Here is a 23,968-nt window from a genome sequence, read left to right as displayed (position 1 = left end):
GGCATTCCAGCAGAACAAGTTCGAGAACCTGCCTGCCGGAATGCCGTTTCGGCGGAAGTTGGATCAGCTGCGCGGGTACGTCGGGTATTCGATACCCGACAGGAACTGCACGACGCGGACCACCTGGCACGAGTAACCGAACTCGTTGTCGTACCAGCAGTACAGGATCGCCTGGTCGCCATCGACGATGGCGGCGTTCGCGTCGATGATCGACGCGGCACGCGAACCGATGAAATCGCTCGACACGGCGTCGGTCGCGGCGGTGTAGTCGAGGTTGCGGCTCAGCGGACCCGACAGCGACGTCTCGCGCAGGTGCGTGAGCACCTCTTCCTTCGTCGTCTCCTTCTTGAGCTGCAGGCTCAGGATCGCGATCGAGACGTCGGGGGTGGGAACGCGGATCGAGTTACCCGTGATCTTGGCCTTGAGCTCGGGCAGGGCCTTGGCGACGGCCGAGGCGGCACCGGTCTCGGTGATCGTCAGGTTCAGCGGCGCCGAACGGCCACGACGGTCGGCCTTGTGGTAGTTGTCCAGCAGGTTCTGGTCGTTGGTGAACGAGTGGACCGTCTCGACGTGGCCGCGGATGATGCCGAACTTCTCGTCCATCGCCTTGAGCGGCGGCACGATCGCGTTGGTGGTACACGACGCGCACGAGAAGATCTGCTGGCTGACGTCCTGGCCGAGGTGGTTCACGCCGTGCACGATGTTCGGCACGTCGCCCTTGCCCGGTGCGGTCAGGACGACCTTCGAGATGCCCGGACGCAGGTGCTGCTCGAGGCCCGCGCGGTCGCGCCACTTGCCGGTGTTGTCGATGAGGATGGCGTCGTTGATGCCGTGCTCGGTGTAGTCGACCTCGGACGGGTCGTTGGCGTAGATGAACTTGATGACGTTGCCATTGGCGATGAGGAGGTTGTTCTCCTTGTCGACCTTGATGGTGCCGTTGAAGTGCCCGTGTACCGAGTCGCGGCGCAGCAGGGATGCGCGCTTCTTGAGGTCGTCGGCGCCACCGCTGCGAACCACGACGGCCCGCAGGTTCAGGCCGTTGCCGCCACCGGCCTTCTCGACGAGCAGCCGCGCCACGAGGCGACCGATCCGGCCGAAGCCGTAGAGCACCACATCACGCGGGCACTGCGGCTCACCCTTGTTGTCACCGGTGACCGCGGAAAGCGCGTCGGCGACGAAGTCGGCGACCGAGAGGCCGCGCTCGTCGGCGCGGTACGCGTGCACCAGCAGGCCGAGGTCGATCTTGGCCGGACCAAGGTCCAGGTTCGCCAGAGCCTCCAGGAACGGGAAGGTCTCGACCACCGACAGCTCTTCGCCGGCGATCTGCCGGGCGAAGCGATGCGTGCGCAGGATGCTGATGACCGACTTGTTCACCAGCGACCGGCTGTGCAGCAGGACGGTGACGCCGCGCGTGCGGTGCAGAGTGCCGACGATCGGAATCATCGCCTCCGCCAGGGCTTCCTGGGTGTTCCAATTGGCAAGTTCTGGTGTATTCAACTCATCTGTCCTACGGGTCGCTTGGCCGATCGCGCTGAGCAGCGCATTCATGTTAGCGATCGGCATTTCCGGCTCTGCAGGTTGCTCCCGCTGGCAGGGCACGTAGGGGTTGACAGCTGCCCGAACAGGGCTTATCTAAGCCGCCACGCTGGGCGCTCACTGAATGGCCGGCTGAATCCGTCGCAAAACCGGGACCAGTCCGGCGAGCGCCGCGATGTTCGCCACCACGATGAGCGCGATGGTGTACACGGGGGAGATGTCGTAGACGGCACCGAGCACGCCGCCCGCGACGAGCAGCGCGACACCACGCAGCAGGGACAGCCGGCCGAACGCGATGGCCCGCAGGTTCGCCGGGACGAGCTCGGTGACCACCGACTTGACCGTCGAATCGAGCACCCCGTTGACGACGCCCCAGACCGCGACGCCGACCCAGACCAGGGTGCGGTCGCCGGTGAAGGCGATCGCGGAAAGCGCGGCGGCGATGGGAACGGCGAGCAGGGTGACCGGTCCGCGCTTGTCATAGACCCGGCCCATCACCAGGCCCGAAGCGCCGTCGACGGCCATCGCGACCGCGAACAGGATCGGTACCTGGGCGTCGGTGAGGAGCCCGGTGCGCTGGGCGTGGAAGGCCAGTAGCGGGAACGACGCGACGCCGCAGGAGAGCAGGCCGATGGCGACGACGTACTGCCAGAACTGGACCGGCAGCGCTGACCTGGCGCCGGCGGGCTGGGCCGCTGCGGTGTCGCCGGACGCGGCTTCCGTAGCCGTGGACTCCTCGTGTGCCGGCTCGTAGTCACGGGGGTCGGGAACGCGAAACCGGAGCCAGCCGAGCAGGCCCAGCACCAGTACACCGGGGACGATGAGTACCCCGAACGCCAGCCGATAGTCGCCGGCATGGGCGCTGAGCACCGCCGCCAACAGCAGCGGCCCGGCGATCGCGCCGGTCTGGTCGAGGGCCTGGTGAACGCCGAACGCGCTGCCACGACCCGTGCTTGTCGACGCATGCGAGAGCAGCGTGTCTTTCGCCGGTGAGCGCACTGCCTTGCCGAGGCGCTCCGTGCCGTACAGCAGTAGAGCCGGTACGAGCGAGCCGGTGACACCGATCAACGGAACGCTCAGCACCGTCAGCGCGTAGCCGGTGATCGTCCAGGCCCAGTAGTGCTGCGTCCGTGACACGGCGTAGCCGGCGACAACCCGTAGCCCGTAGCCGATGAATTCCCCTGCACCGGCGACCAATCCGACGATGGCGGCCGACGCGCCGAGGGTGGCCAGGTAGGGACCGATGATGCTGCGGGCGCCCTCGTACACCATGTCCGCGAGCAGGCTCACCACGCCGAAGACGAGGACGAAATGCCAGGGCTTGAGCGGTCGGCGGGTCACGCCCTGATTCTGCACGTTGGGCCGACGTTCGTCCGTCCGGCTAATGCGCGTGGTCGAACAGAACCAGGGTGTCGGCCAGGTTGCCGTCGACGAAATAGGCGCGGCACGTGAAGGGATCGTGAATCGTGCCGCCGGCTTCGGCTTGGGCCTCAACGGTTCCTGACACGTTCCACACCGTGATGCGCGCGTGGTCAACGCCTTTGAGCGGTTCGTCGGTCATGAGAGCGAACATGTCCTGGCCGTCCGCCTCCAGTGCGCCGGCCACCGCGCGCACACCTGAAAGCTTGGCTGACCCGGGTGCTGCCAATTGCTTACGCACATCGGCTTCGCACCTGTCCTGAGCCACGTCCGAAGCCTGGCGCGGCGCTGGCCCTACGAGACCGAAACCATGTGTCTTCAGGGCGATCACGGCCAGGGCCGCCAGCGCCAGGACACACACTGCCGCGATACCCAGTTTCTTCTTGGCGCCCGTCATGGCCCGAACGTAACCTGTGTCGCGTCGCATCCGGTCACCGGCTTGCCTGGTGGGAAGTCACGCGGATTCACATTGGGGATGACGGTGTCCCAGCGGTACGCATGCCGTGCGTCGGCGGCGCAGCCTTCGTTGGCGGTGTCGTACAGCACGCGGAACGTGTGTGGGTCGGCGCCGTCGATCGCCCGGTCTTGGTAGTAGGCCCGCTGATCGTCGACCGCGTAGTTGAAGACGCTGTCGTTGAGCCGCCGGAAGGTTGCCGCGTTCGCCCCGGGGATCGCCGCACACCGATAGAACACCGTCCGAATGTCCTTGGTGTAGTCCAGGTTTCGGTCGTCGGGGGAGAAGCGCACGATCTCGAAGTGCGCTGGGTCGTCCGAAATCTCCCTGTCTTTGCAGAACACGCCCGAACCGTCCTTCGCCAGATCGCTGTTGATCATCACGAAGTGCTCGGGGTCGCTGCTCAGGGGTTGGGTGCCGGCCCAGATGTGGTTGCGGTCCTTGGCCCAGCCGTGGTTCAGCCAGTCGAAAGTGGCGACGTCGGCGCCGGCGATCTGAGCCCCGCGGTAGTAGGCGTGGGACTTGTCCCGTGCGTAGCCGCTGGAGAGTTTGTGGAACGAATCGGGGTCCGCGCCGGCCACTTCCCGGGGCGACGAGTCGATGCCGCCGGTCCAGTAGACCTTGCCGTCCTCGACGTAGTAGCCGCCGACGACCTTGGGGCTACAGGCAGGCACGAGGACCAGTGCAGACACAGCCAGCGCGGCGATCAACTTACGCACCAACCCACCTCCTGCCTGTCCCCGGATTAGACGTTCGCACAAAGAAGGTGGCCGCGCATCTATCTATTGGTGGGTGTTCCGCGGGCGCCGTGCTCATCAAGCTTGGCCTACTTGCGCACGAACCGGAAGGACACTGGTGGGAATTCGAAGCCTGGACAGCACTGCCGACAAGGTGGTGGCCCACCCCCGAGAGCGTGGCCACGACATTCTCAACCGCGGCTTCGGGTTTCGGGCCGCCCTGTCGCTGGCCTTCGCCGACATCTCGCCGATCGTGGCCCTGTATGCGATCTTCGCGTTGGGCCTGTTCGCAGCGGGTCCCCGATTCTTCTGGGCGTTCCCGATCGTGCTGTGCGGTCAGCTGCTGGTCGCGCTGGTCTTCGGTGAGCTGGCGTCGCGGTTTCCGTACGCCGGCAGCGTCTACCAGTGGGCCCGGCACGCCAAGGGCACTACGTGGGGCTGGACGGCCGCGTGGGCGTACATCTGGGGCCTGACGCTGACGCTGTCGACGATGGCCTACGCCGCCGCGGGATTCATTCTCGAGGTGTGCGGTGTCGAGTCACCGAGCCGGTGGCTGCTGGCCGCGGTCTCGATCGGCGTCATCTGCTTCACCACTGCGGCCAACATGATCGGCCGGCAGGTCCTCAAGGTCATGATCGTCGCCAGCATCATCTGCGAGATCGTCGGCTCGGTCGGCCTTGGCACCGTGCTGTTGCTCTTCCACCGCGTCAACCCGGTCTCCACGCTATTCGACGGTCTGCCCGATGGATCGGGCAGCACCATGAGCACGATGCTCATCGCTGTCGCGTTCGTCGGGTGGGCATTCCTTGGCTTCGAATCGGCCGGCTCCATCGCCGAAGAGGTGGAGAACCCTGAACGCAACGTGCCCAGGGCCATCGTTTTCGCGCTGCTGCTGGTGGGCGTGATCGTCATGTACTCCGCCGCAGCGGTCATCCTCGCAATCCCTGACCTTTCGGCGGTGCTGACGGCGCAGAGCGGTGACCCGGTGTCGGCGACGTTGACGGCGCAGCTCGGTTCGTCGATCGCGAAGCCGCTCCTGCTGATGTTCGTCATCGGGTTCATGTCCGCGTGTTTGGCCGTGCAGTCGGCGGTCTCTCGCGCCGTGTACGGGATGGCGCGCGACCGTGCATTGCCCGGTGCCGAGTTCCTGGCCAAGCTCGGTGGCCCCGAGCGTATGCCGATCCGGGCCATCGGCCTGACCGCGGTCGTCGCCGCGTTCTTCCTGCTGTTCGCCGGCTCCGACCTCTACAACGTGCTCGTCAACTTCTCGGTGATGGGGCCCTACATCGCTTTTGCCGTACCGGTTTTCGCGGCGGCTCTCACTCGTCTCGCGGGGCGCTGGGTGCCCGGCGTGTTCTCGCTGGGACGTTGGGGCGCACCGGTGACGTACGCCGCGGCCGCCTGGCTGGCCTTCGAGGTGATCAACGTCCTCTGGCCGCGCACGCAGCCCGGACAGCCGTGGTTCGTGAACTGGAGCATGGTGATCAGCCTGGTGAGCCTGGGGATCGTCGGCGCGGTCGTGTACGCGCGATGCCGCCACCGCATCACCGAACCCGTCGGCGAACGCTTGTGAGTCTGCGGTTGTGCGAATGCTCAAACAAGCCCCTGCCGCTTATGGCGGAAACAGCTCGCAACTGGCCCTCACCGGCGGCAATGCTGACTACAGAACACCCCGCGAGTCGAGAGGCTGAACACGACAGATGAGCACCCGAAACGACATCATCGGTGCAGTGCCCGCCACCAAGGTGCCCCGGTACGCGGGTAAGGGCACGTTCGCCCGTATCGCCGACATCCACGAGGTGTCCGACTACGACATCGCGATCCTCGGCGTCCCGTTCGACGGCGGCACCTCGTACCGGCCCGGCGCCCGATTCGGCCCCATGGCGGTCCGGCAGGCGGCCCGCGCCCTGCGCCCCGGCTATCACGTCGAACTGGGCGTTGCCCCGGTGCAGGAGCTGCAGGTGGTCGACGCCGGCGACGTGGCCGTCACGCCGTACAACATCGAGGAGGCCTGCCAGCAGATTCAGGATCATGCCGCTGAGATCCTCCGCGGCGGGGACCGGCGCATCGTGTCCATCGGTGGTGACCACACCATCGCACTGCCGAATCTCCGTGCGCTGCATGCCAAACACGGTCCCGTCGCGCTGGTGCATTTCGACGCGCACCTGGACACCTGGGACACCTACTTCAACGCCCCGGTCACTCACGGCACCATCTTCCGGCGCGCATTCGAGGAAGGTCTGCTGATCGAGGACCACTCGATCCACGTCGGTATCCGAGGTCCGATCTACGACCAGATGGACCTGGTCGACGACGCGCGCATGGGCTTCAAGATCATCCGCGCCGGCGACCTGGACGTCATCGGTATCGACGCGGCCATCGATGTCGTGCGCCGCCGTGTTGCGGACGTGCCGGTGTACCTGTCCATCGACATCGACGTGCTCGACCCGGCATTCGCGCCGGGCACCGGCACGCCGGAGGCGGGCGGTCTCACGTCGCGCGAGCTGCTGAAGATGCTGCGCAAGATGACCGGGCTGAACATCGTCGGCGCCGACGTCGTCGAGGTGGCTCCGGCCTACGATCATGCCGAAATCACCTGTGTAGCAGCGGCAACGCTGGTGTTCGACATCGTGTCGCTGATGGCCGCCGGGGCGCGTACCGCCCTGCCCGTCAACGGCGAGGTTGCGAACGCCGTGACCTGACAGGCTACGATTGCCGCAGACAACTCAATACGCCGTCATACGCGCTGTGGGAGAACCTCCGGAAACGGAGGCGCCGTAGGAGCAACTCCTCCCCGGGAATCTCTCAGGCCCAAATACCGCAGCGTCGAGGCAACTCTGGAGAACAGCGCGGATCCGTCGATCCACGCTTACCGAAGGTGAACAGCGCGCACGCGCCAAAACTCTCAGGTGTCAGGACAGAGCGGGGAGGTGCTACCCAACGATGCGTCGAGCAGTTAGCGACGCCCCGCGAACCGGAGTCACCTCATGTCTGACCGCACTGCAATTACCAAGGCCCACAGCAGCTTTCGTGGCCGCCACATCGGACCCGACGCCGCTGCTCAGCAGCACATGCTCGCTGTCCTCGGATACTCGTCGCTCGATGATCTGATCGATGCGGCGGTGCCCGAACAAATCCGGTGCACCGAGGGTCTGCAGCTGCCGGCCGCCCGATCCGAGCAGCAGGTACTCGCCGCGCTGCGCGCCCTGGCGGAGCGCAATGAGACCCGTATCCAGATGATCGGCCTGGGGTACCACGACACCATCACGCCGCCGGTGCTGCGCCGCAACATGCTGGAATCGCCGGCCTGGTACACCGCCTACACGCCGTACCAGCCCGAGATTTCGCAAGGCCGGTTGGAAGCTCTGCTGACGTTCCAGACGGTCATCGAAGACCTCACGGCACTGCCGGTCGCCGGCGCGTCCCTGCTCGACGAGGCGACCGCGGTGATGGAAGCCGTGCTGCTGATGCGCCGGGCCAACAAGGCCTCGAAGTCCAATCGTGTTGTGCTCGATGCGGATTGCCTGCCGCAGACCCTCGCGGTGGTGCGCGGGCGGGCCGAGGCCGTGGGTATCGACGTAGTGCTCGCCGACCTGGCCGAAGGGCTGCCCGACGGAGATGCCTTCGGCGTCGTCTTTCAATCGCCGGGTGCCAGCGGCGCCGTTCGTGATCTCGCCCCGCTGATCGCGACGGCCCGCGAGCGCGGCATGTTCACCACCGTCGCCGCCGATCTGCTCTCCTTGACGCTGCTGACCGCCCCCGGCGAGCAGGGCGCAGACATCGCCGTCGGCTCGGCTCAGCGGTTCGGTGTGCCACTGTTCTTCGGCGGTCCGCACGCCGGCTACATGTCGGTCCGGTCGGGTTTGGAGCGCATGCTGCCGGGACGTCTCGTCGGTGTCTCGGTCGATGTCGACGGCAAGCCCGCCTACCGGCTGGCGCTGCAGACCCGCGAACAGCACATCCGCCGCGACAAGGCCACCAGCAACATCTGTACCGCCCAGGCGCTGCTGGCCAACGTCGCCGCGATGTACGCCGCCTACCACGGTCCGGAAGGGTTGCGCGCCATCGCAACTGAGGTGCACGGCCACGCCGTGTCGCTGGCCGCCGGCCTGCGGGCCGCCGGCCGGGAGATCGTCCACGACCACTTCTTCGACACCGTGCTGGTTCGGGTACCCGGTGAAGCGACCCAGCTCGTGGCGGCAGCCGACGACGCGGGGATCAACCTGCGCCTCGTCGACGCCGATCACGTCGCCATCGCCTGCGACGAGTGCACGACCGACGATGTGATCGGCCAGGTGCTCGAGGTCTTCGGTGCGGCACCTGTTGCGTCGGCAGGGGCCGTCGCATTTCCGTCGTCGGTGCTCCGCACCTCGGATTACCTGCAGCACCCCGTGTTTCACTCCCACCGGTCCGAGACGGCGATGCTGCGTTTCCTGCGCGAACTGTCCGACAAGGATCTCGCACTGGACCGCACCATGATCCCGCTGGGCTCATGCACCATGAAGCTCAACGCCACCGCCGAGATGGAACCGATCAGCTGGCCCGGGTTCGCCGGCATCCATCCGTATGCCCCGGCCGGGCAGACCGCCGGGTACCTCGAGCTGATCGGGAACCTGGAAAACTGGCTGTCCGAGATCACCGGCTACGACCGGGTTTCGTTGCAGCCCAACGCCGGATCGCAGGGTGAGCTCGCGGGCCTGCTGGCCATCAACGCCTACCACCGCTCGCGTGGCGACGCCGGCCGCGACATCTGCCTGATCCCGCAGTCGGCGCACGGCACCAACGCCGCCTCGGCGGTCCTTGCCGGGATGCGGGTCGTGGTGGTCGCGACGGCACCCAACGGCAACATCGACCATGACGACCTCGAGGCCAAGCTCGCCGACCACGACGGTCGGGTCGCGGCGATCATGCTGACCTACCCGTCCACCCACGGTGTGTACGAAGCCGATGTCCGGACGGTGTGCGACCTCGTGCACAACGCCGGCGGTCAGGTGTACGTCGACGGAGCCAACCTGAATGCCCTTGTCGGCCTGGCCAAGCCGGGTGAATTCGGTGGCGACGTGTCGCACCTGAACCTGCACAAGACGTTCTGCATCCCGCACGGCGGCGGCGGTCCGGGCGTGGGGCCGGTCGCGGTGCGGGCGCACCTGGCGCCGTTCCTGCCGGGTGATCCGCTGACAGTGGAGGGACCGGGCCCGGTGTCGGCTGCCAACTATGGGTCGGCGGGCATCCTCCCGATCACCTGGGCCTACCTCGCGCTGATGGGTCCGGACGGGCTGACTGCGGCCACCAAGACCGCGGTGCTGGCGGCCAATTACCTCGCCGCGTCGCTCGGCGACCGGTACCCCGTGCTCTACGCGGGCGAAACCGGACTCGTCGCCCACGAGTGCATCCTGGACCTGCGCGAGATCACCAAGCGCACCGGTGTGACAGCCGAGGACGTCGCAAAGCGGTTGATCGACTACGGTTTCCACGCCCCGACGCTGTCGTTCCCGGTCAACGGCACCCTGATGGTCGAACCCACCGAGTCGGAAGACCTCACCGAGCTGGACCGCTTCATCGCGGCGATGATCGGCATCCACGACGAGATCAGCCGGGTCGACTCAGGGGAGTGGACGCTGGAGCAGAGCCCGTTGCGTCAGGCCCCGCACACCGCCGAGCAGGTCACCGACGCCGATTGGCCGTTGCCCTACAGCCGGCAGTACGCCGCGTATCCCGTTGCGACACTGCGCCGCAACAAGTACTGGCCGCCGGTCCGGCGCATCGACGGCGCTCACGGTGACCGCAACCTCGCCTGCTCCTGCCCGGCGCCCGAAGCATTCCAGATCGAATCCGTCGACATCCTCGAGGAGGCTTTTGCATGAGTGACAAGAGCATGACCATCAATCCGGTTTCCCCACTGCTGGACGAGCACCGTTCCCTGGCAGCCAGTTTCACAGACTTCGCCGGCTGGGAAATGCCGTTGAAGTACGGCAGTGAGCTCGCCGAGCACCGCGCGGTACGCGAGGTCGCGGGCTTGTTCGACCTGTCGCACATGGGTGAAATCGCAGTCACCGGAACGCAATCGGCCGCCGCGCTGGACTTCGCGCTCGCCGGTGAGGCCTCCAAGATCGCAGTCGGGCGGGCCAAGTACTCGCTGATCTGCGACGCCGACGGCGGCGTGATCGACGATCTGGTGGTGTACCGGCTCGACGACGCGCACTTCCTGGTCGTCGCCAATGCCGCCAACGCACCCACGGTGGCGCGCGAACTGGTCAGTCGGGCAGAGCAATTCGACGCGGTCGTCGACGACCAGTCGATGGACACGGCGCTCATCGCGGTGCAGGGACCCGCGTCAGAAGCCATCGTCAGCTCCCTCGTGCCAGCGGATCAGCGCACGACCGTCGCCGACCTCAAGTACTACGCGGTGACCGAGGCTCAGGTGGCCGGCATCGAGGTGCTGTTGGCGCGGACCGGCTACACCGGTGAGGACGGCTTCGAACTCTATGTGCCGAACGGCCAGGCAGTCGCGCTGTGGCAGGCCCTGCTCGCGGCCACCACCGAGGCCGGCGGCGTCCCCGCGGGCCTGGCCTGCCGCGACACCTTGCGGCTGGAGGCGGGCATGGCGCTCTACGGGCACGAGCTGACCATGAGCACCAACCCCTACCAGGCGGGCCTCGGCAAGGTGGTGCGGCTCGGCAAGGAATTTGTGGGACGCGAGGCGTTGCAGCAGCTTTCGGAGCTGCCTGTGCAGCAGGTGCTCGTCGGACTCAAGGGCGACACTCGCCGGGCCGCGCGTGCCGGGTACACCGTGCACCAGGGCGACGAGGCCGTCGTGGGAACCGTGACCTCGGGCACGCTGTCGCCGACCCTGGGGTATCCCGTCGCACTGGCCTACCTCGACGCGGCACTGGCGGAACCGGGCACCAAGGTGCAGGTCGACGTTCGCGGGCGCAAAGAACCGTTCGAAGTCACTCCGGCGCCGTTCTACCGCCGCGCCTGAGCCGCGCCCAACTGACCACGCCCACTACTTCAGAAAAGGACCACCATGGCCACCACCACCATTCCCGACGATCGCAGCTACACCGAGGAACACGAATGGGTGCTCGTCGCTCCCGGTGCCGGGCTTCCCGATACGCCGGTTCGGGTCGGCATCACCTCGGTCGCGGCGGCGGCCCTCGGTGATCTGGTGTACGTCGACCTGCCCGAGGTCGGTTCGGCCATCACCGCGGGCGAAACCTGCGGCGAGGTGGAATCGACGAAGACCGTCTCCGAGCTGTACCCACCGGTGAGCGGCACCGTCACGGCGGTCAACTCCGACGCCGTCGACGATCCCAGCATCATCACCGCCGATCCGTACGACGCCGGCTGGCTGTTCGAGGTGCAGGCCATCGCGGCCGGAAACCTGTTGACCGCAGCCGAATACGCAGCACGGAACGAGGGCTAGCCATGAGCATCCTGGACGAACGGCTCGCCGATTTCGACCCTGCGATCGCCGCGGCCATCGGCGACGAGCTGCGTCGCCAGCGCCTCGGCCTGGAGATGATCGCCTCGGAGAACCATGCGCCGCTGGCCGTGATGCAGGCGCAGGGCTCGGTGCTGACCAACAAGTACGCCGAGGGCTACCCAGGGCGCCGCTACTACGGTGGCTGCGAGCACATCGACGTCATCGAACGGCTCGCCATCGCCCGGGTGAAGGAACTGTTCGGTGCCGAATTCGCCAACGTGCAACCGCATTCGGGCGCGCAGGCCAACGCTGCGGTGATGCACGCGCTGATCAAGCCCGGCGACACCATTCTCGGTCTGTCCCTGGACTGTGGCGGCCACCTCACGCACGGCATGCGGTTGAACTTCTCCGGCAAGCTGTACAACGTCGCTGCCTATGGGGTGTCCAAAGAGGACTACCTCATAGACATGGATGCGGTCGCCGAGGCTGCCCGGGAACACAAGCCGCAGTTGATCATTGCCGGCTGGTCGGCCTACCCGCGCCAACTCGACTTCGCCCGGTTCCGCGAGATCGCCGACGAGGTCGGCGCCTACCTGATGGTGGACATGGCGCACTTCGCGGGGCTCGTCGCCGCCGGGCTTCATCCGTCGCCGGTGCCGCACGCTCACGTGGTGACGTCGACAACGCACAAGACTCTCGGCGGTCCCCGCGGTGGCGTGATCCTGACCAACGAGGCCGACATCGCCAAGAAGATCAACTCGGCGGTGTTCCCAGGGCAGCAGGGTGGGCCGCTGGAGCACGTGATCGCGGCCAAGGCCGTCGGTTTCAAGATGGCCGCACAGCCCGAATTCGCCGAACGGCAGCAGCGGGTACTGCGCGGCGCGCAGATTCTGGCCGACCGGCTGAGCCAGCCGGATGTGCAGGCCGCGGGCATCACCGTCCTGACCGGCGGCACCGACGTTCATCTGGTGCTGGTGGACCTGCGCAACGCGGCCATCGACGGGCAGCAGGCCGAGGACCGGCTAGACGCCGTCGGCATCACCGTCAACCGCAACGCGGTGCCGTTCGATCCGCGTCCGCCCATGGTGACCTCCGGACTGCGCATCGGCACCCCGGCACTGGCGGCACGCGGGTTCGGTGACGCGGAGTTCGCGCGCGTCGCCGACGTCATCGCGGCCGCACTGATCGCCGACGCTGACGCCGATACCGAACATCTGGCCGCGCAGGTGCGTACGCTGGCCGAACAGTTCCCGCTTTACCCGGAGTTGTAATGGCGATCAGCGTGTTCGACCTGTTTTCCGTCGGGATCGGGCCGTCGAGTTCCCACACCGTCGGCCCGATGCGGGCGGCCGGCATGTTCGTCGACCAACTCATCGCGCGGAATGTGGTCGACCACGTCACCGATGTCCGCGTCGATCTGTACGGCTCGCTGGCCGCCACCGGAGCCGGCCACGGCACCATGCCGGCCATCCTGCTGGGCTTGGAGGGCTACCGGCCCGAGACCATCGAGACCGGCGAGATGGAACGGCGCCTCGCGATCATCCGGGCCGACGGAAAGATCCGGTTGGGTGGCCGAATCGTGCTCGCGCTCACCGAATCCGACATCGCCCTGCACCCGGCGCAGCAGCTCGACCGTCATCCCAACGCGATGACGGTCACCGCCACATCGGTTCACGGCGGCGTGCTGTACGAGGAGACGTACTTCTCTGTTGGCGGCGGCTTCGTCGTCACTGAAGAAGACATGGCCCACCCAACCGGAAGTGCCGACGGCGCCAACAGTTTCACGTCAGCGGCGGAACTGCTGACCCTCACCGATCGCGATCACATCTCCATCAGCACGGCGATGATGGGCCAGGAGTCCACGACCCGCACCGACACCGAGGTGCGGGAGCGACTGCTGCACATCCGCGAGGTGATGATCGCCTGCGCGACCAACGGGATGTCCCGCGACGGCTACCTGCCCGGCAACCTGATGGTCCGCCGGCGGGCCAAGGACTGGTTCCTTCGGCTCAATGCCGAAGACCCGCAGCGGGATCCGGCCTTCGCCGAAGATTGGGTGAACCTGGTGGCGCTGGCCGTCAATGAGGAGAACGCCTCGGGTGGACGCATCGTCACCGCACCGACCAACGGCGCCGCCGGCATCATCCCTGCTGTCCTGTACTACGCCCTGCACTACACGGCCGCAGGCAAAGCCGATCCCGATGACGCCACAGTCCGGTTTCTGCTGACCGCCGGTGCCATCGGATCGCTGTACAAGGAACGCGCGTCCATTTCCGGTGCCGAGGTCGGCTGCCAGGGTGAGGTCGGATCGGCAGCATCCATGGCTGCCGGTGGGCTCGCCGAAATCCTCGGTGGCACACCGCAACAGGTCGAGAACGCCGCCGAGATCGCGATGGAGCACAGCCTGGGACTTACCTGCGATCCGATCGGTGGGCTCGTGCAGATCCCGTGCATCGAGCGCAACGCCATCTCCGCGGGCAAGGCCATCAACGCCGCGCGCATGGCACTGCGGGGCGACGGCACCCACCGGGTCAGCCTCGATCAGGTCATCGAGACCATGCGGGCCACCGGCATGGATATGAGCTCCAAGTACAAGGAAACCTCGACCGGTGGCCTCGCCGTCACCGTCAACGTCGTCGAATGCTGAGTTGAATGACTATTGCCCCCGAAGGGCGCCGCTTGCTGCGGCTGGAGGTGCGCAACGCGCAGACGCCGGTCGAACGTAAGCCGCCCTGGATGAAAGCCCGAGTCCGGACCGGACCTGAGTATCGCGAACTGTCCGCTTTGGTGCAGCGCAACGACCTGCACACGGTATGCCAGGAAGCGGGCTGCCCCAACATCTTCGAGTGCTGGGAGTCCCGCGAGGCAACATTCCTCATCGGCGGCGACCAGTGCACGCGACGTTGCGACTTCTGCCAGATCGACACCGGCAAGCCCCCCGACCTCGACCGCGATGAGCCTCGGCGCGTTGCCGATTCGGTGGCGCAGATGGGGTTGCGCTACGCGACGGTCACCGGTGTCGCGCGCGATGATCTGCCCGATGGCGGTGCCTGGCTGTACGCCGAGACGGTTCGGCAGATTCATGCCACGTGTCCGGGCACCGGTGTCGAGCTGCTCATCCCGGATTTCACCGGGACACCCGATCAGCTCGACGAGGTGTTCGGCTCCGAGCCTGAAGTGTTGGCGCACAACCTGGAAACGGTGCCCCGGATCTTCCGCCGGGTCCGGCCGGGCTTCGATTACTCGCGCTCGCTCGCTGTGCTGACGCGGGCGCGTGGCGCGGGCCTCATCACCAAGTCGAACCTGATCCTCGGGATGGGGGAGACCACAGAGGAAGCGCTGCAGGCGCTGTGGGACCTGCGCGAGGCCGGCTGCGAGCTGGTCACCATCACCCAGTACCTGCGGCCGACCCCACGGCATCACCCGGTCGAACGGTGGGTCACCCCAGCAGAATTCGACGACCTCGACACCGCCGCTCGTGAGATCGGCTTTCTCGGTGTCATGTCCGGGCCGCTGGTGCGGTCCTCGTATCGGGCGGGAGCGCTTTACGCGCAGGCCCGCACCGTCATCCAACAACAGAGGAGTCAGTCATGACCGCAGCAGACGTCGTCATCCTGGGCGGGGGACCGGGCGGCTATGCCGCGGCGATCCGTTCCGCACAGCTCGGGCGGTCAGTCGTGCTGATCGACGAGGCTGCCGTCGGCGGCACCTGCCTGCACCGTGGCTGCATCCCGACCAAGGCGCTGCTGCACGCCGCCGAAGTGGCCGACTCCGCGCGCACCGCAGCGCAATTCGGTATCGCAGCATCGTTCGGCGGGGTCGACGTAACCAAGCTGCACGGCTTCAAGAACACCGTGGTCTCCCGCCTGCACAAAGGGTTGACGGGTTTGATCGCGGCGCTGGGCATCACGGTCATCAACGGCCGCGGCCGGCTGACCGGGCCGACCACCGTCGACGTCGACGGCACCACCATCACCGGCGGGGCGATCGTGCTGGCCACCGGTTCGGCGCCCAAGGTGCCGGGAATCATCCAGACCTCGGACCGGGTGCTCACCAGCGATCAGGCACTCGAGCTGGACCGCATTCCCACGTCGGCCATCATTCTCGGCGGCGGCGTGATCGGCGTCGAATTCGCCAGTCTGTGGACCTCATTGGGCGCCAAGGTGACCATCGTCGAAGCGCTGCCGCGGCTGGTGCCCAACGAGGATTCCGCCATCTCGGCGTACCTCGAGCGGTTGTTCCGCCGCCGCAAGATCACCGCCAAGACCGGGACTCTGGTCACGGGCGTCAGCTCCGATGACGAGTCCGTCCAGGTGACCCTCGAATCCGGCGACGTGCTCTCGGCCGACGTGCTGCTGGTCGCCGTCGGTCGTGGTCCGCGCACCGCGGATCTCGGTTTGGTCGAGGCGGGCGTGGAGCTCGACGGCGGCTTCGTGGTCACCGACGACAAGCTGCGCACCAGCGTGCCGACCGTGTACGCGATCGGTGACATCGTGGCCGGACTTCAGTTGGCACACCGGGCATTTCAGCAGGGCCTCTTCGTCGCCGAGCAGATCGCCGGACGGGAACCCGAGGCCGTCGCCGAGCTCGGCATCCCACGGGTCACCTACTGCGATCCGGAGATCGCTTCGGTCGGTCTCACCGAAGATGCCGCTCGCGAACAGTACGGCGAGGGCGTGGAGACCGTCACCTACGATCTGGCGGGCAACGGCCGCAGCCAGATCCTCAAGGCGTCCGGCGCGGTCAAGCTCGTCGTCGACCCGGCCGGCACGGTGGTCGGTGTGCACATGATCGGCGCCGGGGTGTCCGAGCTGATCGGCGAGGCCCAGCTGCTGTACAACTTGGGCGTCAAGGCCTCCGAGGCAGCCCGTTTCGTCCACGCCCACCCAACGCAGAACGAGGCCTTGGGCGAGGCGCTGATGGCCGTGTCCGGGGCGCCGCTGCACCTGCACGGGTGACGTTACGCCGAGGATTGCAGTCACTATGTGGCAGTAATCCTCGGCGTATTCGCGCGAGGACGGTCATGCCGCGAGGGCTAGGCGACTGTATTCGCACCCCGGCCCGCACGGGTGGCCAGTCACGGCTATGCCGTGCTGGCGCATCACTTGAGCGATCTTGGCTGCCGTCTGGCAGGGTCTCTCGAACACTTGGTGGTAGGTCAGTCGGACGGTTGACCGGCCGTCGACGGCGGCATCGAGGTCGCGCTCGAAGTCTTTGCTCCGTGCGGACGCCGAGTCGTGAAACATGCGTCCGTCGAGTTCGACTATTAGTCGTTCGCCATATTCGGTGTCTCGATAGCTCACGCCAATCGACGACATCGAGCGGGCCTGCCGCGTGGCCCGCGGTAGCCCATGCGCCCGCTCCACCCGGTTGAGGTAACCGTGCTCCAGGACTGAGCAGGTCCCGTCCGCGATGTCGACGAGAACCGCTTTCAGCCAGCGCCGATTGCGAACACGCTGGCGTGAGTCGAGAGCCCGCAGTAGCCGGTGAGCCGTGGTGCGCCGCGACTGGCAGGCATCGGCCAGTACCGCGATGGCATCGAATCCTGTTGCGCGCACTGCAATGTCAAGGGCCGCTTCTTCATAGCGCAGCCGTGGCGGTCCGACGTTCCAGAGCACCCGCTCGTCGAGGTGATCCAAGTGGTGGATACGTACACCGTCTGGTTCGACCAACTTGGCCCGCTGGCGCGAGACCGCGACGTGGATCAGGGAGCTTTCGATCGACAAGGCAGATTCAAGGCACAATGCCGCCGGTGCCGCGTAAAGAACTGCGGCCCAGGCCCGCTGCAACCAGGTCAGCGGCCCGGTGTGGTCGACGTAAACGCCGTGGTGGACACGGGCCCATTCCTTGCGTCTGAGCAGTCGCCGGATCTGGTGGTGCTGTAGTCCGGCATCGAGGGCTTGGCGACGTGAAATAACGCCTGACTGCAGGCGAAGTACATCGTCGATGTCCATGGCTTTGATCGTGGTCGATTGCCACAACGAGGACCAGACCCAGATGCGGGGCCTGTGGATAACTCGTTTGCGCCGAGGATTACGGTCACTATTTGGCAGGAATCCTCGGCGTTGTTAGTGCTAGACCGAACTCGCGCGGCGGTCCCCGAACTCCTCGTCCAGGATCGCGACCAGCCGGTCGACCATCCAGTCGGTGAGCATCTTGCCCTTCTCAGCGCTGGCGGCCTCCGGCGAGGACAGCGTGCCGCTGGCCGTCGACATCCGAGTGTCGATCGGCAGCACGTCGTAGTTGACGACTCGTTCGGGGGAATCGGCCTTGATGTGCTCGGGCCGGACCAGGTGCGGGGCGTGGTGCAGCAGTAGCGAGGTTTCGATGACGGCGGCGTGCTCCAGCGCCAGGCCCGGGAAGCCCCCGGGCCAGATGGCCTGCTGGCGATCGGCCGTGAAGTCCGGGTTGGCGTCCTCCATCACCAGGATCTTCAGCTCCGGGTGCTTCTCGGAGATCAGGAACGCCGGCTCGTAGATGAACCCGCTGTTCTCGTAGTGCCAGTTGTACAGCACGATGTTGCGGAACCCGGCCCGCTTCAGTTCGCTGAGGATGTCCTCGAGCAGCGCGATATACGTGGTGGCCCGCAGCGACAGGGTGCCCGGAATATGCTGTCCGCCACCGCTTCCCGGTCGGCTGCGATAGCCGAAGGGGACGAACTGCCCGACGATCAGGTCGGTCCGCTCGCTGGCGGCTTCCAGCAGCTTCTCGGGGATGAGCCAATCGGTGCAGACCGGCAGGTGGTGCCCGTGTTGTTCGGTCGAGCCGATCGGAATGGCCACGGGAATGTCGGCGCGGGCAGCCTCGGCGATCTCGGGCCAGGTCATCTCCCGGTACAGCCGGGTTCGCTTCTGCTCGGTCATGGAAACTCCTTGCGGGTCAGACATTCTGGGAGACGCCGATGTTGCCGGCGGGAATGCAGGTGGATCGTCCACCGTCGACGACGAGGTGGGTGCCCACCGCGTAGCTGGCCCGGTCGGACAGCAGGAACACCACGGCTTCGGCGATCTCCTGCGGCTCACCGAACCGTCCGACGGCGACGCTGGACGCGATTTCGGCGATCTCGGCCTCGGGGTCGGCGCTGTCCTCGAATTCGACCATGAGTAGCGGAGTGCGGGTGGTGCCGGGGCACACCGAATTCACCCGGATGCCCCAAGACACCAATTCCGCTGCGGCACTACGGGTCATCGCGACGATCGCGCCCTTGGTGGCGGTGTAGGCGACGAATCCGGGTTGGCCCATGAGGGCCAGTTCGGAACCGGTGTTGACGATGGCACCAGATCCGCGGGGCTGCATGACCCGGGCGGCCTCGCGCAGCACGTAGAACGAGCCGGCGACATTGATCGCCATCAGATCGTCGAAATCCTGGTCGGTGGTGTCGACGAGCGGTGCGACACGGGAGATTCCGGCGTTGTTGAGCACGGCATCGATGGGGCCGAGTTCGGCTTCCGCTCGCTCGAAGGCGGCCCGCACCGCGGCGGAGTCTCGTACGTCGACACTCACCGCAAGCGCGCGCCGGCCATGGGCGGTCACCTGTCGCACGGCCTCGGACAGGTCGTCTTCCGGCCGGGCCAGCACGGCCACGTCGGCTCCTTCGCGGGCCAGGGTCGCGGCCGTGGCCAGCCCGATCCCCGAGGATGCCCCCGTAACCAGGGCGATGCGGTTCGCCATGTCTCCCATGAAGCGTTGTCCCTTCGATTCGTCAGAGTTGTTCAGTGGACCGGATCCACTCGATCTGTGATTGCAGCCCCTTCTCGAGCTCCCACGCCGGTTCGTATCCGAGATCGCGGGTGGACCGGGAGAGATCGAACTGAACCTGGCGGTCCCAGTCGGGCAGGTAACCCGGACCGATGTCGAAGCGGGCGTCGGGCAGGTATTTCTGGAGCAGCGCAGCGGTTTCGAACACCGTCATCCGGTCGCCGCCCGAGACGAAGTAGGCCTGCTGGCTGAGCGTCGTCGTGGTGGACGCCAGCCGCGCCGCGGCGGCGACGTCCTCGACGTGCACGAACTGGAAACCGTGGTCACCACCGGACTCGAGGGTGAAGGTCTCGCCGCGCAGCCCGGCCCGGATCATCTCGCCGAGCAGGCTGGGCATCCACAACCCGGGTCCGTACACCTCGGTGATGCGCAGTGAGACGATCTCCATGCCGTACAGCGAGTTGTACGCGCTGCCCAGCAGTTCGCCGGCCACCTTCGTCACGCCATACACGGTGGTGGGTGCGGGCTTGACGTCCTCGGTGACAGGGCCTTGTTCGGTGATGTTTCCCAGGGCGCACTCCGAGGAGAAGAACACGATCCGCCGTACGCCCGTCATCCGGGCAGCTTCGTAAACCGCAAGCGTGCCATCGGCATTCGCGGCGAAGGTGGTGACCGGCAGTTCGATCGAGAGCGCCGGGTGGCTCTGGCCGGCGGTGTGGATGATGCGGTCCACCTCGTAGGTGCGCAGGGTCTCGGTGAGGCGGGGGATGTCGAACAGCTCGCCAAGGACCGCGACTACTCCGGCTCGGGGGTCAACGGAGTAGTCGCGGTTGTACATGATGACGCGCTCGCCGTCGGCCAGCAGTTGGTCCACCAGATGGCGGCCGACGAAGCCGCGGCCGCCGGTGACGAGTGTGGTCATCGATATCTTCCTTTTCCTTGGCGCGGTGCGGTCGTGCTGGAGGTTCTCGCACGCCACTGCCGTGCTGATCACATTGCCGTCGCTGCTCTGTCAGCGGCAACGAACGAACTGTCGAGGCTCGTTGTTCGTCCTTGTGCGAATGCACAAGGTGACTTCGTGGGCTTGTGCGGATTCGCGGCCACCCAGCGGGTGTGATCCACGCATCATTGATCCACAGATGTGACCGACTTGGAGTGCGACTGGTGAACACACAAAACATCGACGACGAGCCCGACGTCCTGATCATCGGGGCCGGCGCCTCCGGTGGGGTAGCGGCCCTCGAACTGGCTCAACAGGGCCTGAAGGTCGTCTGCCTCGAACAGGGCGGCTGGAACTTGCCCGACGATTTCACCGCAGGCAAGCCGGAATGGGAACTGACCCGGCTCAAGCAGTGGAACGCCAGCCCCAACGTGCGGCAGAACCAGGCCGACTACCCGATCGACAGCACCGAGAGCCCGGTAGAACCGTTGATGTTCAACGGCGTTGGCGGCAGCACCATCATGTTCTCCGGCCACTGGGTGCGTCCCATGCCGTCGGACTTCCGCGTCAAGACCCTCGACGGTGTGGCCGAGGACTGGCCGTTCACCTACGACGATCTGCGGCCGTTCCTGGATGAGGTCACTCACCACATCGGTGCCTCCGGACTGGAAGGCGACCCGGCTTATCCCGACTCGCACACCTTCCCGCTGCCGCCGCTGCCCATCGGCAAGTACGGCCTGGTCGCTGCCAAGGGCATGGACAAGCTCGGCTGGCACTGGTGGCCCGCGCCGAATGCCATCGCATCGCGCAAATACAAGAACCAGGAAGGCTGCCAACGCTACGGCGCCTGCGAGTCCGGTTGTCCGGTCGGCGCCAAGGCCAGCACCGACATCACCCACTGGCGCGACGCCATCAAGCTCGGCGTGCGGCTCGTTACCGGGGCTCGGGTCAGCCGCCTCACCATGAATAAGAAGGGCCTGGTCACGGGCGCCGAGTACATCGACCGTAAGGGCACTCTGCAGCACCAGAGCGCACGGGTAACGGTGTTGGCGGCCAACGGAATCGGCACACCACGTCTGCTGCTGAACTCGGCGCCGGATGGGCTGGCGAATTCGTCAGGCCTGGTCGGTAAGCGGCTGATGACCCACCCCTACGCCTCGGTCTACGGCGCCTACGACGAAGACATGGAGACCTGGCTCGGCCCCGCCGGCCAGGCGCTGCAGTCACTGCAGTTCTACGAGACCGACACCAGCCGCGGATTCGTGCGCGGCGCCAAGTGGAACCTCATGCCCACCGGCGGCCCACTGGCCCAGACCCTGTGGGAGCCGGGCGACAACTGGCGGGACGGCTTCGGCGCCAATTTCCATCCGCGACTGAAGCGCACATTCGGCCGTTACACCGAGTGGGGGATCACCACCGAAGATCTGCCCGACGAATCCAACACTGTGACACTGGATCCCAACGTCACCGACTCCGACGGGATCCCCGCGGCCAAGATTCACTACGAGATCGGCGAGAACTGCCGGCGGATGCTCGACTTCAACGTCGCCCGCGCCATGGAGGCCCACGAAGCTGCGGGAGCCGTTGAGGTACACCCGGTTCCGGTCGTCCGGCACAGCGCCTGGCATCTGCTCGGCACCACCAAGATGGGTACCGACCCGGCCACCTCCGTCGTCGACGAGTGGTGCCGCACCCACGACATCCCGAACCTGTTCATCATCGATGGCAGCACCATGGTCACCTCGACCGGGATGAATCCCACCGCCACGATCATGGCCGTCGCGCTGCGCTCCATGCGGCATCTGGCCGAAACCCGCTCCAGTATCCCGACGGCATTCTGAGGAAGACCCATGCTCACTTCCGAACAGCGCCAGGTGTTCGCCACCTTGGCCGAAGCTCTCATCCCGGCAAGCGACACCATGCCGTCGGCCACCACCGCCGAAGTCTCCGGGGTCCTGCTCGATCAGGTCCTGCGCTACCGGCATGACCTCGTCGACGACCTGACTGCGGCGCTGGATGCCAGTGCCGGGAAAGACGCCGAAGTCGCTCTCGACGATCTCGCGGTCGGACAGCCCGAGCAGTTCGAGGCACTCACGGTCCTGGCAGCCGGGGCCTATTTCCTCAGTCCCGCAGTCAAATCCGCCATGCCCTACGACGCAGCGCCGCGTGCGGCTCGCGACGACATGGACACCTACATCGACATGCTCGAGCACGTCGTCGACCGCGGCTTCGTCATCCGTTGACCCCGCCGTTCTGCACAACCCAGCCCGAAATCAACACCACACCAACGTGTAAGGACGTGTCCCATGCCGCATGACAGTGGCTCGAGGGTCGAAACTCTGACGATTCAGCCGGTGCCGGAATCGCAGCGCACCGGAAAGGTGCGACACCTCTTCTCCTTCTGGTTTACCGTCCAGATCATCCCGCTCGCGGTGGTGACCGGTCTGCTCGGGCCGACGATCTACAAGCTGGATGTCGCATCCACCGTCATCGCCATCATTCTCGGCAGCCTCGTGGGCGCCGTGTTCATGGCGCTGCACTCGGTGCAGGGTTCGGGTCTCGGTGTGCCGCAGATGATCCAGGCGCGCGCACAGTTCGGTATGTACGGCTCACTGCTGGTGATCGTCGTCGTCATCCTGGCGTACGTCGGCTGGATCGTCTCCCTGATGGTGTTGGCACAGCAGACGCTGGTCGCGGTCTTCCCGTCGCTGAATACGACTGTGGCGCTGGCCTTCAGCACTTTCGCCACCTTGGTCACCGTGGTCGTGGGCTACCAGCTCATCCTCCGCATGAACCGGGTGATGGTCTGGCTGTCCGGCCTCGCCCTGGTGCTCACCCTCGGCTATACCGCAGTCGCTGCCGCGCATGGCGGCACCGGTGGCGGCGGCAGTGGCTCGTTCAACTGGATCGGCTTCCTTGGTATGGCATCGGTCGCCGGCATCTGGCAGCTGTCGTATGCGCCGTATGTCTCGGATTACTCGCGCTACCTGCCGAGCTCCACCACCCCGCGATCCGCCTTCTGGTACACGTACTTCGGCACGCTCCTCGGCGCCGTCGGCGCGATGATCGTCGGTGCGCTCCTGGTCGCCGGGCTGGGCTCGGACGCCTCACTGGCCAGTCTGTCGCGCATCATGCCCGCGCCACTGTTCGTCTTCGTGATGCTCGTGTTCTTCTTCGGGGCGATCGACGCCGGCGTCATCAACATGTACGGATCGTCGCTGTGCACGCTGACCTGCATCCAGGCCTTCAAGCTGAAGTGGTCGCCGAAGTCCTCGGCCCGGAACATCGTGGCGACCGTGATCGCTGCGGTGGTGTTCGTCGCCGCGATCGGCTTCTCCGACGACTTCCTCGTGCAGTACTCCAACTTCATCAGCATCCTGATCTACCTGCTGATCCCGTGGAGCATCGTCAACCTGATCGACTACTACGTCATCAAGAAGGGGCATTACGACGCCGCCTCGTTCAGCGACCCCAAGAGTGGCTACGGCGCCTTCAATGTTCCGGCCGTGCTCAGCTACTTCCTCGGCTTCGTCATCCAAATCCCTTTCATGTCAACGGCTTTCTACACCGGCGCCGTGGCGAACGAGATCGGCGGCATCGACACGGCGTGGATCGTCGGCACCATCGGCACGTTCTTCATCTACTTCGGCCTGATCAAGCTGTGGCAGGTCCGGTCGGCCGGTCAGGTGCAGACTGCAGTCGCTGCCGAGGTCGCGCCATAACCCAGTTGTCCGCAATCGCGTTCGGTGATCGTGTCG

General features: G+C 66.2%; 20 protein-coding genes and 1 riboswitch. Of the genes, 12 read left to right on the top strand and 8 right to left on the bottom strand.

Going from position 1 to position 23,968, the window contains the following annotated elements; translation table 11 throughout:
• Positions 1-63: 63 nt before the first annotated feature.
• From A7G45_RS16975 to A7G45_RS16960, 4 genes are all read right to left on the bottom strand, one after another.
• Entirely contained in the window at positions 64-1,497 is a 1,434-nt protein-coding gene (locus A7G45_RS16975; RefSeq protein WP_260938742.1) for a glyceraldehyde-3-phosphate dehydrogenase, read from the bottom strand.
• Positions 1,498-1,653: 156 nt separating this feature from the next.
• Positions 1,654-2,877, bottom strand: a complete 1,224-nt coding sequence (locus tag A7G45_RS16970; RefSeq protein ID WP_260938740.1) for an MFS transporter — start codon at positions 2,875-2,877, stop codon at positions 1,654-1,656.
• Positions 2,878-2,917: 40 nt separating this feature from the next.
• Positions 2,918-3,352, bottom strand: coding sequence for a hypothetical protein (locus A7G45_RS16965; protein WP_260938738.1), 435 nt, complete (start codon positions 3,350-3,352; stop codon positions 2,918-2,920).
• Positions 3,349-4,128, bottom strand: a complete 780-nt coding sequence (locus A7G45_RS16960; protein WP_260938735.1) for a DKNYY domain-containing protein — start codon at positions 4,126-4,128, stop codon at positions 3,349-3,351. Before A7G45_RS16960 ends, A7G45_RS16965 begins: the two co-directional genes overlap by 4 nt.
• Positions 4,129-4,264: 136 nt before the next feature.
• Here A7G45_RS16960 and A7G45_RS16955 point away from each other — a divergent pair, with 136 nt between their 5' ends.
• From A7G45_RS16955 to lpdA, 9 genes are all read left to right on the top strand, one after another.
• Positions 4,265-5,719, top strand: a complete 1,455-nt coding sequence (locus A7G45_RS16955; RefSeq protein WP_260938734.1) for an amino acid permease — start codon at positions 4,265-4,267, stop codon at positions 5,717-5,719.
• Between the two features lie 127 nt (positions 5,720-5,846).
• Positions 5,847-6,848, top strand: a complete 1,002-nt coding sequence (speB, locus tag A7G45_RS16950) for an agmatinase (protein WP_260938732.1) — start codon at positions 5,847-5,849, stop codon at positions 6,846-6,848.
• A 37-nt stretch (positions 6,849-6,885) separates the two neighbouring features.
• A riboswitch (glycine riboswitch) is annotated at positions 6,886-6,977 on the top strand.
• 156 nt (positions 6,978-7,133) lie between these two features.
• Positions 7,134-10,010, top strand: coding sequence for an aminomethyl-transferring glycine dehydrogenase (gene gcvP, locus A7G45_RS16945; RefSeq protein WP_260938730.1), 2,877 nt, complete (start codon positions 7,134-7,136; stop codon positions 10,008-10,010).
• Entirely contained in the window at positions 10,007-11,128 is a 1,122-nt protein-coding gene (gene gcvT / locus A7G45_RS16940; protein WP_260938729.1) for a glycine cleavage system aminomethyltransferase GcvT, read from the top strand. The genes gcvP and gcvT overlap by 4 nt, the downstream gene beginning before the upstream one ends.
• A gap of 45 nt (positions 11,129-11,173) precedes the next feature.
• Positions 11,174-11,572 (top strand): glycine cleavage system protein GcvH, encoded by a 399-nt coding sequence (gene gcvH, locus A7G45_RS16935; protein ID WP_260938727.1) that lies wholly within the window; start codon positions 11,174-11,176, stop codon positions 11,570-11,572.
• A 2-nt stretch (positions 11,573-11,574) separates the two neighbouring features.
• Complete coding sequence (gene glyA, locus A7G45_RS16930; RefSeq protein ID WP_260938725.1) at positions 11,575-12,843, top strand: serine hydroxymethyltransferase; 1,269 nt, start codon at positions 11,575-11,577, stop codon at positions 12,841-12,843.
• On the top strand, positions 12,843-14,219 hold the full coding sequence (locus A7G45_RS16925) for an L-serine ammonia-lyase (RefSeq protein WP_260938723.1): 1,377 nt from the start codon (positions 12,843-12,845) through the stop codon (positions 14,217-14,219). The genes glyA and A7G45_RS16925 overlap by 1 nt, the downstream gene beginning before the upstream one ends.
• A 5-nt stretch (positions 14,220-14,224) precedes the next feature.
• Complete coding sequence (gene lipA, locus A7G45_RS16920; RefSeq protein WP_260938720.1) at positions 14,225-15,166, top strand: lipoyl synthase; 942 nt, start codon at positions 14,225-14,227, stop codon at positions 15,164-15,166.
• A complete protein-coding gene (gene lpdA / locus A7G45_RS16915; RefSeq protein ID WP_260938718.1) occupies positions 15,163-16,530 on the top strand; it encodes a dihydrolipoyl dehydrogenase in 1,368 nt (455 codons plus the stop codon). Before lipA ends, lpdA begins: the two co-directional genes overlap by 4 nt.
• A gap of 63 nt (positions 16,531-16,593) precedes the next feature.
• On the opposite strand, the gene A7G45_RS16910 is transcribed toward lpdA, so the two are convergent.
• The 4 genes from A7G45_RS16910 to A7G45_RS16895 all read right to left on the bottom strand — a co-directional run bounded on the left by A7G45_RS16910 (position 16,594) and on the right by A7G45_RS16895 (position 20,192).
• The gene (locus A7G45_RS16910; protein ID WP_260938717.1) at positions 16,594-17,526 is read right to left on the bottom strand and encodes a type IV toxin-antitoxin system AbiEi family antitoxin domain-containing protein; all 933 of its coding nucleotides are present in this window, start codon (positions 17,524-17,526) and stop codon (positions 16,594-16,596) included.
• A gap of 120 nt (positions 17,527-17,646) precedes the next feature.
• Positions 17,647-18,435: a creatininase gene (locus A7G45_RS16905; RefSeq protein ID WP_260938714.1), complete on the bottom strand. Its 789-nt coding sequence runs from the start codon at positions 18,433-18,435 to the stop codon at positions 17,647-17,649.
• A 16-nt stretch (positions 18,436-18,451) separates the two neighbouring features.
• On the bottom strand, positions 18,452-19,243 hold the full coding sequence (locus tag A7G45_RS16900; protein ID WP_260938712.1) for an SDR family NAD(P)-dependent oxidoreductase: 792 nt from the start codon (positions 19,241-19,243) through the stop codon (positions 18,452-18,454).
• A 31-nt stretch (positions 19,244-19,274) separates the two neighbouring features.
• Positions 19,275-20,192 (bottom strand): NAD-dependent epimerase/dehydratase family protein, encoded by a 918-nt coding sequence (locus A7G45_RS16895; protein ID WP_260938709.1) that lies wholly within the window; start codon positions 20,190-20,192, stop codon positions 19,275-19,277.
• Positions 20,193-20,425: 233 nt separating this feature from the next.
• On the opposite strand from A7G45_RS16895, the gene A7G45_RS16890 reads away from it, so the two are divergent.
• The 3 genes from A7G45_RS16890 to A7G45_RS16880 all read left to right on the top strand — a co-directional run bounded on the left by A7G45_RS16890 (position 20,426) and on the right by A7G45_RS16880 (position 23,932).
• A complete protein-coding gene (locus A7G45_RS16890; protein ID WP_260938707.1) occupies positions 20,426-22,051 on the top strand; it encodes a GMC family oxidoreductase in 1,626 nt (541 codons plus the stop codon).
• A gap of 9 nt (positions 22,052-22,060) precedes the next feature.
• Positions 22,061-22,453, top strand: coding sequence for a hypothetical protein (locus A7G45_RS16885; RefSeq protein ID WP_260938705.1), 393 nt, complete (start codon positions 22,061-22,063; stop codon positions 22,451-22,453).
• Positions 22,454-22,564: 111 nt separating this feature from the next.
• Complete coding sequence (locus A7G45_RS16880) at positions 22,565-23,932, top strand: purine-cytosine permease family protein (RefSeq protein ID WP_260938703.1); 1,368 nt, start codon at positions 22,565-22,567, stop codon at positions 23,930-23,932.
• The last annotated feature ends 36 nt before the right edge of the window (positions 23,933-23,968 follow it).

Origin of the sequence: Mycolicibacterium llatzerense (assembly GCF_025331195.1) — a bacterium.
GTDB lineage: Bacteria > Actinomycetota > Actinomycetes > Mycobacteriales > Mycobacteriaceae > Mycobacterium > Mycobacterium llatzerense.
Note: the sequence above shows the minus strand (reverse complement) of the source record. Positions and strands in the feature narration are given on the sequence as shown.

Excerpts from the sequence above, each read along its gene's own strand:
- A7G45_RS16965 (WP_260938738.1), bottom strand. The coding sequence starts at position 3,352 with ATGACGGGCGCCAAGAAGAAACTGGGTATCGCGGCAGTGTGTGTCCTG.
- speB (WP_260938732.1), top strand. The coding sequence starts at position 5,847 with ATGAGCACCCGAAACGACATCATCGGTGCAGTGCCCGCCACCAAGGTG.
- gcvP (WP_260938730.1), top strand. The coding sequence starts at position 7,134 with ATGTCTGACCGCACTGCAATTACCAAGGCCCACAGCAGCTTTCGTGGC.
- gcvT (WP_260938729.1), top strand. The coding sequence starts at position 10,007 with ATGAGTGACAAGAGCATGACCATCAATCCGGTTTCCCCACTGCTGGAC.
- gcvH (WP_260938727.1), top strand. The coding sequence starts at position 11,174 with ATGGCCACCACCACCATTCCCGACGATCGCAGCTACACCGAGGAACAC.
- glyA (WP_260938725.1), top strand. The coding sequence starts at position 11,575 with ATGAGCATCCTGGACGAACGGCTCGCCGATTTCGACCCTGCGATCGCC.
- A7G45_RS16925 (WP_260938723.1), top strand. The coding sequence starts at position 12,843 with ATGGCGATCAGCGTGTTCGACCTGTTTTCCGTCGGGATCGGGCCGTCG.
- lipA (WP_260938720.1), top strand. The coding sequence starts at position 14,225 with ATGACTATTGCCCCCGAAGGGCGCCGCTTGCTGCGGCTGGAGGTGCGC.
- lpdA (WP_260938718.1), top strand. The coding sequence starts at position 15,163 with ATGACCGCAGCAGACGTCGTCATCCTGGGCGGGGGACCGGGCGGCTAT.
- A7G45_RS16910 (WP_260938717.1), bottom strand. The coding sequence starts at position 17,526 with ATGGACATCGACGATGTACTTCGCCTGCAGTCAGGCGTTATTTCACGT.
- A7G45_RS16905 (WP_260938714.1), bottom strand. The coding sequence starts at position 18,435 with ATGACCGAGCAGAAGCGAACCCGGCTGTACCGGGAGATGACCTGGCCC.
- A7G45_RS16900 (WP_260938712.1), bottom strand. The coding sequence starts at position 19,243 with ATGGCGAACCGCATCGCCCTGGTTACGGGGGCATCCTCGGGGATCGGG.
- A7G45_RS16895 (WP_260938709.1), bottom strand. The coding sequence starts at position 20,192 with ATGACCACACTCGTCACCGGCGGCCGCGGCTTCGTCGGCCGCCATCTG.
- A7G45_RS16885 (WP_260938705.1), top strand. The coding sequence starts at position 22,061 with ATGCTCACTTCCGAACAGCGCCAGGTGTTCGCCACCTTGGCCGAAGCT.